12 protein-coding genes are annotated in these 13,104 nt (G+C 71.6%); 5 read left to right on the forward strand and 7 right to left on the reverse strand.

What is annotated here, in order from left to right; genetic code table 11:
- The first annotated feature begins 30 nt into the window (after positions 1 to 30).
- Complete coding sequence (locus ABT137_RS07095) at positions 31 to 834, forward strand: SGNH/GDSL hydrolase family protein (protein WP_351703778.1); 804 nt, start codon at positions 31 to 33, stop codon at positions 832 to 834.
- Between the two features lie 17 nt (positions 835 to 851).
- Here the strand turns inward: ABT137_RS07095 and ABT137_RS07100 are convergent, their stop codons facing one another.
- The 4 genes from ABT137_RS07100 to ABT137_RS07115 form a co-directional block, all read right to left on the reverse strand.
- Entirely contained in the window at positions 852 to 2,474 is a 1,623-nt protein-coding gene (locus ABT137_RS07100) for a serine/threonine-protein kinase (RefSeq protein ID WP_502984484.1), read from the reverse strand.
- 12 nt (positions 2,475 to 2,486) lie between these two features.
- On the reverse strand, positions 2,487 to 4,244 hold the full coding sequence (locus ABT137_RS07105; protein WP_351703784.1) for a nickel transporter: 1,758 nt from the start codon (positions 4,242 to 4,244) through the stop codon (positions 2,487 to 2,489).
- A complete protein-coding gene (locus ABT137_RS07110) occupies positions 4,241 to 5,650 on the reverse strand; it encodes a tetratricopeptide repeat protein (RefSeq protein WP_351703787.1) in 1,410 nt (469 codons plus the stop codon). The genes ABT137_RS07105 and ABT137_RS07110 overlap by 4 nt, the downstream gene beginning before the upstream one ends.
- Positions 5,651 to 5,857: 207 nt before the next feature.
- Positions 5,858 to 7,384, reverse strand: coding sequence for a DUF4331 domain-containing protein (locus tag ABT137_RS07115; protein ID WP_351703790.1), 1,527 nt, complete (start codon positions 7,382 to 7,384; stop codon positions 5,858 to 5,860).
- A 206-nt stretch (positions 7,385 to 7,590) separates the two neighbouring features.
- Here ABT137_RS07115 and ABT137_RS07120 point away from each other — a divergent pair, with 206 nt between their 5' ends.
- The 3 genes from ABT137_RS07120 (at position 7,591) to ABT137_RS07130 (ending at position 9,340) form a co-directional block, all read left to right on the forward strand.
- Positions 7,591 to 8,133 carry a sigma-70 family RNA polymerase sigma factor gene (locus ABT137_RS07120; RefSeq protein ID WP_351703792.1) on the forward strand — a complete coding sequence of 181 codons (543 nt, stop codon included), beginning with the start codon at positions 7,591 to 7,593 and terminating at the stop codon, positions 8,131 to 8,133.
- Positions 8,130 to 8,933, forward strand: a complete 804-nt coding sequence (locus ABT137_RS07125; protein WP_351703795.1) for an anti-sigma factor — start codon at positions 8,130 to 8,132, stop codon at positions 8,931 to 8,933. The genes ABT137_RS07120 and ABT137_RS07125 overlap by 4 nt, the downstream gene beginning before the upstream one ends.
- 137 nt (positions 8,934 to 9,070) lie before the next feature.
- On the forward strand, positions 9,071 to 9,340 hold the full coding sequence (locus tag ABT137_RS07130; RefSeq protein WP_351703798.1) for a hypothetical protein: 270 nt from the start codon (positions 9,071 to 9,073) through the stop codon (positions 9,338 to 9,340).
- A 23-nt stretch (positions 9,341 to 9,363) separates the two neighbouring features.
- On the opposite strand, the gene ABT137_RS07135 is transcribed toward ABT137_RS07130, so the two are convergent.
- From ABT137_RS07135 to ABT137_RS07145, 3 genes are read right to left on the reverse strand one after another with little or no spacing between them, the layout of a single operon-like run.
- Positions 9,364 to 10,560, reverse strand: a complete 1,197-nt coding sequence (locus ABT137_RS07135) for a CaiB/BaiF CoA transferase family protein (protein ID WP_351703801.1) — start codon at positions 10,558 to 10,560, stop codon at positions 9,364 to 9,366.
- A gap of 33 nt (positions 10,561 to 10,593) precedes the next feature.
- The gene (locus ABT137_RS07140) at positions 10,594 to 11,370 is read right to left on the reverse strand and encodes an ABC transporter permease (RefSeq protein ID WP_351703804.1); all 777 of its coding nucleotides are present in this window, start codon (positions 11,368 to 11,370) and stop codon (positions 10,594 to 10,596) included.
- The gene (locus ABT137_RS07145; RefSeq protein WP_351703807.1) at positions 11,367 to 12,302 is read right to left on the reverse strand and encodes an ATP-binding cassette domain-containing protein; all 936 of its coding nucleotides are present in this window, start codon (positions 12,300 to 12,302) and stop codon (positions 11,367 to 11,369) included. Before ABT137_RS07145 ends, ABT137_RS07140 begins: the two co-directional genes overlap by 4 nt.
- A gap of 63 nt (positions 12,303 to 12,365) precedes the next feature.
- Here ABT137_RS07145 and ABT137_RS07150 point away from each other — a divergent pair, with 63 nt between their 5' ends.
- The gene (locus tag ABT137_RS07150; RefSeq protein WP_351703810.1) at positions 12,366 to 13,076 is read left to right on the forward strand and encodes a TetR/AcrR family transcriptional regulator; all 711 of its coding nucleotides are present in this window, start codon (positions 12,366 to 12,368) and stop codon (positions 13,074 to 13,076) included.
- The last annotated feature ends 28 nt before the right edge of the window (positions 13,077 to 13,104 follow it).

Below are 13,104 nucleotides of genomic sequence, written 5' to 3' on the forward strand. Positions count from 1 at the left end.
ATGGCAGAGATCCTGCTAAAGGGAGGTTCCATGAGACGTTCCCGAATTACGGCATACGTGACTTCACTCCTCCTCGCCACCGGCCTCGCCCTCACCGGGGCGGCCGCGACGGAAGCGCAGGCCGCGACCGGGGGCTATGTGGCGCTCGGCGACTCGTACGCGTCCGGCGTCGGCGCCGGCAGCTACATCAGCTCGAGCGGCAGCTGCGACCGCAGCACCAACGCCTATCCCTACCTGTGGAACGCCGCCCACAGCCCGTCCTCGTTCTCGTTCCTCGCCTGCTCGGGTGCCACCACGGACGACGTGCTCTCCGGCCAGCTCGGCACGCTCAGCTCCTCGACCGCCCTGGTCTCCGTCACCATCGGCGGCAACGACGCGGGCTTCGCCGACGTCATGACGACCTGTGTGATCAGCTCCGACAGCACCTGCCTGTCCCGCATCAGCACCGCCGAGGCGTACGTCGACTCCACGCTCCCCGGCAAGCTCGACAACGTGTACGACGCGATCAGCGCCAAGGCCCCCAACGCCAAGGTCGTCGTCCTCGGCTACCCCCGCTTCTACCTGCTGGGCACCACGTGCCTCGGCCTCTCCTCGACCAAGCGCACCGCCATCAACAACGCCGCCGACTACATCGACACCGCGATCGCCAAGCGCGCCGCCGACCACGGATTCACCTTCGGCGACGTCCGCAACGCGTTCTCCAGCCACGAGATCTGCTCCGGCAGCTCCTGGCTGCACAGCGTCAACTGGCTGGACATCACCGAGTCGTACCACCCCACCGCGGCCGGCCAGTCCGGCGGCTACCTGCCGGTGCTGACCAGCAACGCGTCCTGAGTTCCGGTACGAAAGCTCTAGTACGAACTCGAAGGCGAAGGCGAAGCGGAGGCCCCGTCGGTCGGGGTCTCCGTCGTTTTGGTGCAGGTGACCGAGAACGGTACCGAGTTGGACGTCGTCTCCACCGGGCTGCGCACCTCGACGGCGATCGCGTCGCTCAAAGTCCCGCTGTCGGACCAGGTCGTCACGGTCACCCCCGTCTGCCGGGTCTTCCCGCCGCCGTCCGGGAAGGACAGCGTCTTCCAGCCCTGGTCGTCGAGCTTCCCGTTCTTCAGCACCCACCGGTACTGCACGTCCTCGGGCACGCTCCCGACCGTGAACGTCGCGGTGAACGTGGGCGCCTGTGCCGTCGACGGCGGACAGGACCCCGAGTAGTCCGTCCGGGACCCGGTCACGCTGACCTTCACACTCTGCTGGGGCGCGCTGCTGCTCGCGGACGCCGACGGGGACTCGGACGCGGTGCTGCTGCTCCGGCTGGGTGCCGGGGAGCTGAGGTTGCTGGCCGACTGGCTCGCTCCGGCGTTGTTGCCGTTGCCGTTGCCGTTGTCGCGGTTGAGGAGGGCGTACGTCAGTCCGCCGAGCGCGAGGACCACCAGCACCAGGCCGATGAGCAGCACGGTACCGGCCCTGCGGTTGCCGTCGTGGTCGGCGGCGGGCGGCCGGGTGTCCGCCGGGGTGGGCATCGGGGGTGTGGGGGAGGAGGACCGGGGCTGGCGGGCGACGAGCGTCGGGGCCTCGTACGGCGGCGGGACCGGGACGGTGGTGGCCGTGTGCGGCGTGCCCCCTGCCGCGACCAACCGCAGGTCCCGTTCGGCCTGTTCGGCGGAGATCCGCGCGGCCGGGTCCTTGCGGAGCAGCCCTTCGATGACGGGACCGAGCGGTCCGGCCCGGTACGGCGGCGGCAACTCCTCGTCGACCACGGCCCGCAGGGTGCTCAGCGGGGTGTCCTGCCGGAACGGCGAGGCGCCCTCGACCGCCGCGTACAGCAGCACGCCGAGCGACCACAGGTCGGACTCGGGGCCGAACGCCCGCCCGAGCGCCCGCTCCGGGGCGAGGAACTCCGGTGAGCCGATCACCTCGCCGGTCATGGTCAGCGCCGAGCTGCCCTCGACGGTGGCGATCCCGAAGTCGGTGAGCACCACCCGGCCGTCGTTCGACAGCAGCACGTTGCCGGGCTTCACGTCCCGGTGCAGCACCCCGGCGGCGTGCGCGGCCCGCAGCGCGGACAGCACCTCGGCCCCGACGCCCGCCGCCCGCTGCGGGGACATCGGCCCCTCCGCCTCCAGCACGTCGGCGAGGGACACGCCCGGGATCAACTCCATGACGATCCAGGGCCGTCCGCCCTCCATCGCCACGTCGTACACCGTCACCACATTGCGGTTCGCCACCCGGGCCGCGGCCCAGGCCTCGCGCTCCAGCCGGGCGTACATCCGCTCGACGTCGGAGCCGGGCAGCCCGGCGGGCGCCCGCACCTCCTTGACGGCGACGTCGCGGCCCAGCACCTCGTCACGGGCCCGCCACACGGTGCCCATGCCGCCCTCGCCCAGCGGGGACAGCAGTCGGTAGCGGCCCGCGATCACTCGCTCACGGCCCGGCTGTTCGGTCACGGGTGCCCCCCACGGCAGCTCGCGCGAATTCATCACAAACGTAACTCAGAGAAGCGCGGATGCGGCCCCCTTGAGCACCAGTCCGGCGCCCAGGGCCACCACCACGAGTGCCGAGACGAGCGGGATGGTCCTGTGGACCAGGGCCGCCATGGGGTGGGTGGTCCAGCGAGGGCGTTTGTCCAGCACCCGGGTCATTCCCGTACCCAGCTTGACGACGGCGAACCCGGCGGCGGTCAGCGTCAGCGCGAGACCGACGCCGTAGGCGACCACGAGAAGCAGCCCGAACCAGGCCTGGCCGAGGGCGGCGGCACCGACGAGCACGACCACGGCGGAGGGGCTGGGCACGAGGCCGCCGGCGAAGCCGAGGAGGATGGTGCCGCGCAGGGTGGGGGCCGTGGGGTGGGTGTGGGTGTGGCCGCCGTGAGAGTGCGTGTGCCCGTTGGCGTGGGCGTCACTGGGGGCTGCGCCTCCAGACCCCCCTTCGGCCTGAACGGCCTCGTCCTCGAACTCCCCCAGAGGGGGTACCCCCAGACGGGCTGAAGAATGTGGCTGAGCGCCGTGGTCATGGCCATGAGCGTGGTCGTGGTCATGAGCGTGCCCGTTGCCATGCGAGTGGTCGTGGCCGTGATCGTGCGGGTGCCCGTGATCGTGTGTGTGGGCGTGAGCACGGGCGTGCTCGTGTGCCCCCACCAGGGCCAGCTCCCGCTTCTCGGGCGCCTCGTGCTCGTGGTCGTGCTCGTGATCGTGGTGATGGTCGCCGTGGGTGTGCGCCTGCTCGTGGGTCCGGTTCCGCCAGGCCCTACGGGTCAGGTTCGCGCCCGCCGCCAGGACCATGAGGCCGCTCGCGATGCCCAGCCAGGCGATCACCGACGGGGTGGCCGCCGAGCCGGCCGTCACCAGAACGCCGAGGGCGACCACGCCCAGGGTGTGGGTGACCGTGACCGACGCGGCAAGCGGGAGGACGTCGCGAAGGCGGGCGCGGCCGCCGCGGGCCGCTGCCGTCGCCGCCATCAGGGTCTTGCCGTGGCCCGGTGCGAGGGCGTGCATCGCGCCGAGGCCGATCGAGATGAAGAGGGCGAGCACCGCGAAGCCGACGGTGAGGTGGTGACGGGCGACCAGGTCGGTCAGGGCCTGGGTCCAGCGGTCGATGCCCCGGGGGAGGATCTCCGCGCCCGGGGTGTCCTGCCGTTCCTGGCCGAGGGCCGGGCCGCCGGGCCGCACGTGGACGGCGGCGGTGGTGATGTCGGCGGGGGAGGAGAGCAGGTCCTTGGGATAGCTGGTGAGTTCGTGGGAGACGGACGTCTTCGGTACGTCCGACTTCGTCAGCGTCATCCGGTCGCCGCGCGCCGTGATCTCCCGCCAGCCGGGCCCGGTGTCGGCGCCGGCGCTGTGGAAGGCGAGGGTGGCCGTGGTGCCCTGGGGGAGGGGCGCGGTGAAGCGGCACTCCACGCGGAGCGTGTTCAGGCCCGCCTGGCCGGGGCGGAGTTCGGCGTGGCTGGCCCGCACGGTCAGCGGGGTCGAACGGCCGTCGACGGTGAGCTCGCTCCCGTCGGCCGCGGTCGTGCAGCGCTGCTCGGCCCACTTGGCGGTGCCCAGCCGCTTCAGGTCGGGCTTGGCCTGGGTCGCCGGGATCTCGGCGAGGTCCTCGACGTGGTCGACGCGGAGCTGCCCGGGGGCGGCGACGAGACCGTCGTACTTGTTGACGGTGAAGTTGCCGAGCGGGTGGGCGCTTGCGCCCGTGGCGGACAACAGCGTCGCGGCGCAGGCCACGGTGAAGACGGCGGCGATCCGGCGGAGGTTCACTTCGAGTCCTCCAGCGCCTTGCGGGCGGTACGGGCGCCCAGCGGGGAGAAGCCGGGGTTGAGCTTGAGGGCCTTGGTGAGGGCGGCGCGGCCGGCCGCCTTCTCGCCGTTGGCCAGCTCGATCATGCCCTGGTGGTAGATGAAGGAGGCGTTGCGGTAGCCGGTCGCGGTGGCCCGGCGGGCGTACGGCAGTGCCTCCTTGTCCTTGCCGTTGACGTGCAGCGCCCAGGCCAGCGCGTCCGCCGTGTGCACGGTGTGGCGGCGGGCCCACTCGGCGCGGGCGGCCTTCAGGGCCTCGGCCTTGTTGCCGTGGTCGGCGGCGGCGAGGGCGGTGTCGAGGTCGGCGTTGACGCCGTTGGCGCGGGCGAGCGCGATCCAGGCCTCGACGAGCGCGTACTGGTCCTCGGCCTTCGCCTTGTCGCCCTTGGCGTTCCGGTCCTCGTACAACTCACCGAGTTCGACGAGGGGCTGGGGGAGCGGGTAGCGGGAGACGACCAGTTCCATGCCCTTGATGGCGTCGGCCCGGTCGCCGGTCGCCGCCTGGGCGCGGGCCCGGCCCTCCAGCGCGGGGAGGTAGTTCTCGTCGGCGGTCAGGGCGCGGGCGTAGTAGTCCAGCGCGCTCTTGTAGTCGCCCTGGTTCCAGGCGAGCAGACCGAGCTGGGCGGACACGTAGGAGATGTCACCCTTCGACGTGGCCGTGGACAGGGCCTGCTCCAGCACCTGCCGTGCGCCCTGCACGTCACCGCGCAGCTCCCGGACGTACGCGAACCGCGTGAACACCGGTACGCCCGGCTTGCGCCGGTCGGCGAGGTCGGCCGCCTTGCTCGCCTCGTCGTAGCGGCCGAGTTCGACCAGGGCGTCGATCCGGGAGGACAGGGCGTTCGCGCTGTACGGGTTCTGCTTCAGAGCCTGGTCCGCGTAGGTGAGCGCCTGCGCGAACTCGTGCCGGGCCGCGGCCAGCGCGGCCTCGCCGGCCAGGGCCTGGTCGTTGTCCGGGGTGATCTGGAGCGCGCGCTTGAGGGACTTCTCGGCCTGCGGGTAGCGGGACGGGTCACCCTTGGTGCGCGCCTGTTCGACGTAGGCGAGGCCGAGGGTGGCCCAGCTGTCGGAGTCCTTCGGCTGGGTACGGAGATGGGCCTGGAGGGAGGCGATCGTCGTGTCGAGGTCCCCGCTCGCCAGCAGCGCCGGGTCCACCGCGCTGGACGTGGCGACCGGCGCCGTACCGCCGTCACGGGTGGACCCGAAGGCGATCGCCCCGCCGGTCAGCGCGATGGCCATCAGCACGGCGGAGCCCGCGAGTTGGGCCCGGCGCCAGTTCCGCCCCGCGGCGGCGAACCGGCGCAGGGCGGTGACGCGCTCGTCGTCCTTCGTCTCGGCGGGCTGCTTGTCGTTCGTACCCGGGGCCATGCCCTCTCCTAGTAACTGTTTCGCGCGGGGCGGCGCGGCCCGCGCCGTGGGGGATTGGGTGGGTGCGGGCCGCGCCAGTAAATGGAGGGCGCCTCAAGCGCCCCGTAAGGGGCGCTGGGGGCACCCCCGGCCGAAGGCTGGGGGAGGAACTGCGCGACCGGCCACCGCCGACCCGCAGTCACCCCGCTGCCCTTGCCGGAACGGCGATTAGTACGGCCGCCGCATCCGCCGCCGCCACCAGCCGAACCCGGTGCCGATCAGCAGCACGCCCGCCGCACCCGCGGCCGCCGAGCCCGCGATCAGCGTCATGTTGTTGTCACCGGAACCGGTCAGGGCGTCGCCCAGCGCGCTCTTCGTGCTGCTGCCGGCCGCCGCCTTGGCGATCTTGCCGCGCGAGCCGGCCGTCGGCTCGGCCACGTACGGGAAGTACTTCTCGAAGCTCTTGTCGTTCTTGTCGACCGCGTCGCCCAGGTCGTTCTTGGAACCGACCAGTTCGCCCTCCACCACCTGGAGCGCCTCGTCGATCACGTCGTCGGTGAGCCGGCGCCCGTTCGGGAAGCCCTGGTTGTCACCGTCCAGCACACCGAGCCGCTTGGGCTTGGCGGTGGGCTTGATGGACGTGTTGAGGCGGAGCATCTCCGACGGCTTCGCCTGCGGCTGCTCCGTGTTGAGGCCCTTGACGCCCGTGAGGAACACGCTGACGAGGTCGTTGCGGGGCTCGGACGGCGCCTTGATGTTGTAGATCGCCTGGATGAGCTTCGGCAGTTCCGGGTTGGTGACGTTCTTCAGGAACTGCGCGTCGTCCTTCGGCTGGGACGCGTTGAACTTGTCCTTGTCCTTCTGCGGGTTGACGACCTCGTTGACCAGCGGGTTGCCGAGGCGCGAGACCTGCGAGTAGTAGCCCTGCGCGTTCTTGCGCTGGGTCGTCGCGTAGATGCCGACGGTCGGACGCGACGCCGACTGCCGGATCAGGGAGTTCGGCACCTGGAGGGCGATCGTGTTGACGTTGTAGCCCTTGAGGGTGTCGTTGCCGACCTCGCTGAGGTTGCCGCCGTACAGCAGGTCGAAGACGCGCAGGTCGGCGAAGAACGGGTCGTCGGCCTGGCCGGCGAAGGTCGCGCCGCCGCCGGCCGTCTTGTAGATGGCCTGCGAGCGCAGCTTCGCGTAGTCCGGCATCGACGCCTTGCCGACGTCCGACGGCGCCGCCGGGATGTTGTCGGCGACCTTCGTCGTGCGCTCCACCCTCCCCTTCTTCAGCTTGATGAGGTCGACGTCGTACGACTGCGTGACGTTCAGGTCGGGGTCGTTCAGGCTGTCGACCACGCCCGTGTTGTAGAGGAACGTCTTCTTGTTCTTGATCTGGGTGTGGAAGGTGTAGCGGAAGATCAGGTCGTCCAGCGCGTCACCGTTGTTGTCGATGTGGATGTCGTACTGGGCGTCGTCGGCGAACTGGTAGAAGTTCGGGCCGCCGGCCGGTTCCTCGAAGGGGATGTAGTCCGACACGATCGTGGTGGTGTCGGGCTTGTCCGGGCTGACGAACGCGTACAGGTCGGTGTTGTCGTACTGGGGGGTGCCCGAGATGAGCGGGGCCTCCCGGTGGGAGGAGGCGGAGGCCGCCCCCGGTTCCAGCGCGGCGACGCTGGCGGCTGTGATCCCGCCGGTGGCCAGTGCCCCACAGATGAGCGTGACAAGGCCCTTGCGCCCTGCGCCGCTCCTGGAGTTTAGAGGTGTCATGCCGTCCGTCCCTCGGTCCCAACTTGCTTGACGGACGGGTATACGGAGCCGGAGGGCCGTTTGGATTGGTCGGAAGAAAAAAATCTTTTCTTCCTGCTCGACCCGCGTTTTTGCCTCCCGCATACGTACTTCTGCCGGAGGTGCGTCAGTTGCGAATGCCTGGTGTGGGAGGACGGGCCGGGTGCGGCCACAGGAGGGGGGACGGGGTGGAGGCGGACGAACTGCTGGTGCTCGTCGCCGGTGGCGACCAGAAGGCGTTCGAGGACCTCTACGGACTGGTGTCCGGGCCGGTGTTCGGGCTCGTGCGCCGGGTGGTCCGCGACCCCGCCCAGTCCGAGGAGGTGGCCCAGGAGGTGCTCCTCGAACTCTGGCGCTCCGCCGCCAAGTTCGACCCCGGCCGGGGCAGCGCCCTCTCCTGGATCCTCACCCTCGCCCACCGCCGCGCCGTCGACCGGGTGCGCAGCGCCCGCGCGGCCGGCGAACGCGAGCAGCGCGAGGCGCTGCGGGCCGGCGAACCCGCCTTCGACCAGGTCGCTGAAACGGTGGAAGCCGGCCTGGAGCGCGAATGGGTACGCCGCTGCCTGGACCGCCTCACCGCCCTGCAGCGCCAGTCCGTCACGCTCGCCTACTACGACGGCTACACGTACCGTGAGGTCGCCGAGCGGCTCAAGCTGCCGCTGGGCACGGTCAAGACACGGATGCGCGACGGACTCACCCGGCTGCGCGACTGCCTGGGAGGTGTGGCGTGAGCCTGGTCGGCCGTCTGCTGCACCGCGAGGACCTGCACTCGCTGGCCGCGCCCTACGCCCTGGACGCCCTGGAGCCCGGCGAGCGGCGCCGCTTCGAGAAGCATCTGCGGGACTGTGACCGGTGCGCCGACGAGGTCCGGGAGCTGACCGAGGACGCGGTACGGCTCGCCTTCTCCGCGGCGGCCCCGCCGCCCCTGGCGATGCGCGGCCGGGTGCTGGCCGCCGTCCGCGCCACCCCGCAGGAGCCGGCCCCCGGCCAGGAGCGCGTGCCCAATCTGCCGCCGCACGTCTGGGGCGCACAGCCCCCGCCGCCGCGCCGGCGGCCGCGCCCGCTGTTCGTGCCGTTCGCCACCGCCACCGCGGCCGCCGCCCTGGTCGTCGCCTCGCTGTTCGCGGTGCAGGCCGACCGGACGCAGAATCAGCTCGACGCCGAGCGGGCCCAGTCGCGTGAGATCGCCCACGTTCTGGCCGCGACCGACGCCCGCGCGACCAGCTACAAGGACGCCCAGGGCCGAAGTATCGGAGCGGTGGCTTCCGTATCGGAGGGGCAGGCCGTCGTCACGCTCAGCGGATACGGCACCCCGTCGAACGGCCGGGTGCACCAGCTCTGGCTCATGCGCCCCCGTGTGCAACCGCGCTCCCTCGGGCTCTTCGAGGCCGACACGCCCCTGGTCGCCAGGGGGCTGAGCAAATCGGCGACGTCACTCGCGGTGACCGTCGAGCCCGCCGGTGGGTCAGCGCAGCCCACCAGCCAGCCAGTTGTCCAACTCGCCCTGAAATCGGTTGGATTCGGAGAGTAGTCAAAGTGTAGTTCAAGAGGGGTCGTCAACGCCCTTGCGGGGAAGGTGAATCCTGTGACCGCGATACACGAGTGCCCCATCGGGGCGATAGGGTTACCCTGCCCGGGCCGGGTGGACTCGTACGGGTGGGGAGTGACATGGATCAGATAACACGCAGCAGGGCGAGGGTTCCTGCGATCACCTGCGGGAGTGGTGCGACCAGTTCGCGCCTCGACCGCCATCTGTCGGTGCTGGCGGGTCCCGCCATACCGCAGCAGCAGGCGGTCGAGGCGACGTCGCTGATGCGTGAGCTGACCTCGCGTGAACCCGCGCAGCGCAGCGACCGGGGTGCGCGGGTCAGCCGCGTCTCCCTCTTCGCGCCACTGCGGCGGCTGCGCCGCTCGCTGTTCGGCGGCAACAAGTACTGACCGCCTGACCGTCAGGCCCGCGCTCAGACCGCCACACCGTCCCGGCGCAGCGCTGCGATCTCGGCGTCCGTCATCCCCACGGCACGCAGCAGCGCCTCGGTGTGCTGCCCGAGCGCGGGCACATCCCCCATCCGCGCCTCGTCCCCGCCCGGCAGCGTGATGGGCGGCAGCAACGCACGCAGCGGCCCCACCGGCGACCCCACTTCCCGCCACCGCTCCCGGGCCGCCAGCTGCGGATGCCCGGCCAGCTCATGCAGATCCCGCAGCCGCGCGCAGGCGATGCCCGCGGCCTCCAGCCGTGCCAGCGCCTCGTCGGTGCCGAGCGCCTTCAGCGCCCTCCCGACCAGTTCGTCGGTCCGCGCCCGGTTCGCCACCCGCGCCGCGTTCGTCGCGAACGCCGGATCCGCACCCAACTCCGGCAGCCCGATCACCTGTTCGGCCAGCCGCCGCCACTCCCGGTCGTTCTGCACCGACAGCAGCACCCGTCCGTCGTCCGCGGTCGGGTACGCGTCGTACGGTGCGATCACGGCGTGCGCCAGACCGGTGCGCTCGGGCGGCGTCCCCCCGTGCATGGTGTGATGCAGCGGATGCCCCAGCCACTCGGCCAGCGCCTCCAGCATCGACACCTCCACCGGCCCGCCCCGGCCGGTGGTCCCGCGCCGCACCAGCGCCGCGAGGACGCCCGAGAAGGCGTACATGCCCGCCGCGATGTCCGCGGCCGGGATCCCGGCCTTCACGGGCTGCTCCGGCGTCCCGGTGACCGACACCAGGCCCGCCTCGCACTGCACGAGCATGTCGTACGCGCGTTTGTCGGCGTACGGCCCCGACGCCCCGTACCCGGAGATGTCCACGGCGACCAGCCGGGGGTGCGCGGCGCACAGGGTGGCCGCGTCGAGCCCGAGCCGGGACGCGGCACCGTGGGCCAGGTTCTGCACGAAGACGTCCGCCTCTGCGACCAGCCGCCGCACGACGTCCAGGCCGCGCGGGTCCTTCAGATCCAGCGCGACGGACTCCTTGCCCCGGTTGCACCACACGAAGTGCGAGGCGAGACCGTGGGCGGCGGTGTCGTAGCCGCGGGCGAAGTCCCCGCCGTCCGTGCGTTCGACCTTGATGACCCGGGCGCCGAGATCGGCGAGCTGGCGGGTGGCGAAGGGGGCGGCGACGGCCTGTTCGACGGCGACGACGGTGATGCCTTCGAGGGGCAGCGGGAGACGGTCCATGCGCTGGATCATGTCCGGTGACCGGCGGGTTTGTCAGCAGCGCCCGTACCGGCGGACGGCGAGGGGCAGGAAGACGGCGACGAGGACCACGCTCCAGGCGACCGACCCCGCGACGGGGTGCGCCACCGGCCAGGCCGCGCCGTCGGGTACGGGAGCGTTGCCGAAGAGGTCGCGCAGGGCGGTGGTCACCGCGCTGATCGGGTTCCACTCGGCGAGCGTGCGCAGCCAGCCCGGGAGGTTGCCGGTGGGGATGTAGGCGTTGGAGAGCAGCGGCAGCACGAAGGTGGACGCGCCGAGCTGGCCGGCCGCCTCCTCGCTGCGGGTGAGCAGGCCGAGGTAGATGCCGACGGCCGTGCAGGCGAACCTGAACAGGAGCAGCAGGCCCACCGCGCCGGCCGCCGCGGCCGCCGATCCCTCCACGCGCCAGCCCACGGCGAGACCCACCAGGAGCAGGGGCACGGTACCCGCCGTGGTGACGACGAGGTCGGCCACCGCCTGTCCCAGCGGTACGGCGGCCCGGCTCACCGGCATGGCCCTGAAGCGGTCCGTCACCCCTCGGTGGGTGTCCTGGGCGGCCTGGAACATCCCGGTCATGACCCCGCCGGCCGCGGTCGCGACCAACAGTCCCGGGACGAGGAACGAGCGGTATTCGGGGCCCGGCATCGCCAGCGCGCTGCCGAAGACATAGCCGAAGAACAGCAGCATGTTGACCGGCATCAGCTGGGTGAGGACCGCGAGGCCGGGGCTGTTGCGGACCCGGCGCAGCTGCCGGCCCGTCATCGCGGCACCGTCGTACACGAGCGCACTCATGCGGGGCTTCCCGTCAGTCGGAGGAACACGTCGTCGAGGGTCGGTGGTCTGAGGCTCGCGTCGAGCAGCGGGACACCCGCCGCGTCGAGTTCGCGTACGAGACGGGGGAGGGTGAGGGTCGGATCCGTGGTGACGGCGCCGACGGTGTGCCGGTCGTGGTCGAACCGCGGCTCCCTGCCGGTGAGCCGGTCGAGAACCGCGGCCGCCTTCGGCAGCGCGTCCCGGTCGGCGACCACTGCCTCCGCGTACCAGCCGATGAGCGCCTTCAGTTCGGCGGGAGAGCCGGTCCGGGCCACCCGGCCCCGGTCGATCAGCACGATGTCGTCGGCAAGTTGGTCGGCCTCCTCCAGGTACTGCGTGGTGAGCAGCACCGTCGTACCGTCCGCCGCCAGCTCGCGCACCGCGTCCCAGATGCCGTTCCGGCCGGCCGGGTCGAGGCCGGTGGTGGGCTCGTCGAGGAAGAGCACGGCAGGACGGCGGACCAGGCTCGCCGCGAGGTCGAGGCGGCGGCGCATACCGCCGGAATAGGTGGCCGCCTTGCGGTCGGCGGCCTCGGTGAGGCCGAAACGGCCGAGGAGCTCGGCCGCCCGGTCGTCCGGCCTCCGCACCCGGAGCAGCCGCGCGAAGAGGCGCAGGTTCTCGCGGCCGGTGAGATCGCCGTCGACCGAGGCGTACTGGCCGGTGACGCCGATGCTGCGGCGCACGGCCGCCGGGTCCCGGACCACGTCGTGCCCGGCGACGCGGGCGGAGCCCGCGTCGGGCCGGAGGAGGGTGGCCAGCAGCCGTACGACCGTCGTCTTGCCTGCCCCGTTCGGCCCGAGCAGTCCGCAGACCGCGCCCCGCCGGACGGCCAGATCGAGACCGCGCAGCGCGGACACCGTGCCGAAGCGCTTCTCCAGACCTTCACTAAGTACAGCGTACGTAGTATTCACGGGGTGACCATAGCGCACTACGTACGGCGTACGTAACTAGCATGGTGGGCGAGGTGATGATCGATGGCAGTCCGAGGGGCCGAACCCGAGGTGATCTGGACGCGTCCGGAGCGTGCCGGGCGAGGGCCGAAGCCGGCGTTCACCCGCGCCGACATCGCCGCCGTCGCGGTGCGCATCGCCGACGCGGAGGGGCTGGACGCCGTGTCGATGCGGCACGTGGCGGCCGGGGTGGGGTGCGGGACCATGTCCCTGTACAACTACGTCCCCCGCAAGGAGGACCTGCACGAGCTGATGTTTGACGCGGTCAGCTCGGAGCACGAGCTGTGGGAGCCGACGGGGGACTGGCGGGCCGACATGATGCGGGTCGCCGGGCAGACGCGGGAGTTGATGCACCGGCACCCCTGGGTGCCGCGGCTGATGTCACCGGTCTACGGGTTCAGTCCTCATGCGCTGCGGTATCTGGAGCACTGCCTGGCCTGCCTGGATCCGCTGGACGCGTCGTACGGCACGAAGCTTGAGCTCGTCGCCATGCTGAACGGTGTGGTGACGACCTATGTGCGCAACGAGATCGACACGGCTGAGCGGGTGCGGAACCTGCCGTGGTCGGAGGAGCGGGAGAACGCGGTGCGCACCGCCTATCTCGGGGGGCAGATCGCCTCGGGGGCGTATCCGCGGATGGCGGAGGCGTTCGCGGAGGATTCGGGGCCGATTGATCTGGAGGGGGTTTTCAGGCGGGCCTTGGAGAGGGTGCTGGGTGGGTTCGCGTCGTCGTAGGGTGCGGGGCGGTGGGGGCTGGTCGCGC

Source organism: Streptomyces sp. NPDC001980, assembly GCF_040296885.1.
Lineage (GTDB): Bacteria > Actinomycetota > Actinomycetes > Streptomycetales > Streptomycetaceae > Streptomyces.

Excerpts from the sequence above, each read along its gene's own strand:
- ABT137_RS07095 (WP_351703778.1), top strand. The coding sequence starts at position 31 with ATGAGACGTTCCCGAATTACGGCATACGTGACTTCACTCCTCCTCGCC.
- ABT137_RS07100 (WP_502984484.1), bottom strand. The coding sequence starts at position 2,474 with ATGAATTCGCGCGAGCTGCCGTGGGGGGCACCCGTGACCGAACAGCCG.
- ABT137_RS07110 (WP_351703787.1), bottom strand. The coding sequence starts at position 5,650 with ATGGCCCCGGGTACGAACGACAAGCAGCCCGCCGAGACGAAGGACGAC.
- ABT137_RS07115 (WP_351703790.1), bottom strand. The coding sequence starts at position 7,384 with ATGACACCTCTAAACTCCAGGAGCGGCGCAGGGCGCAAGGGCCTTGTC.
- ABT137_RS07130 (WP_351703798.1), top strand. The coding sequence starts at position 9,071 with ATGGATCAGATAACACGCAGCAGGGCGAGGGTTCCTGCGATCACCTGC.
- ABT137_RS07135 (WP_351703801.1), bottom strand. The coding sequence starts at position 10,560 with ATGGACCGTCTCCCGCTGCCCCTCGAAGGCATCACCGTCGTCGCCGTC.
- ABT137_RS07140 (WP_351703804.1), bottom strand. The coding sequence starts at position 11,370 with ATGAGTGCGCTCGTGTACGACGGTGCCGCGATGACGGGCCGGCAGCTG.
- ABT137_RS07150 (WP_351703810.1), top strand. The coding sequence starts at position 12,366 with ATGGCAGTCCGAGGGGCCGAACCCGAGGTGATCTGGACGCGTCCGGAG.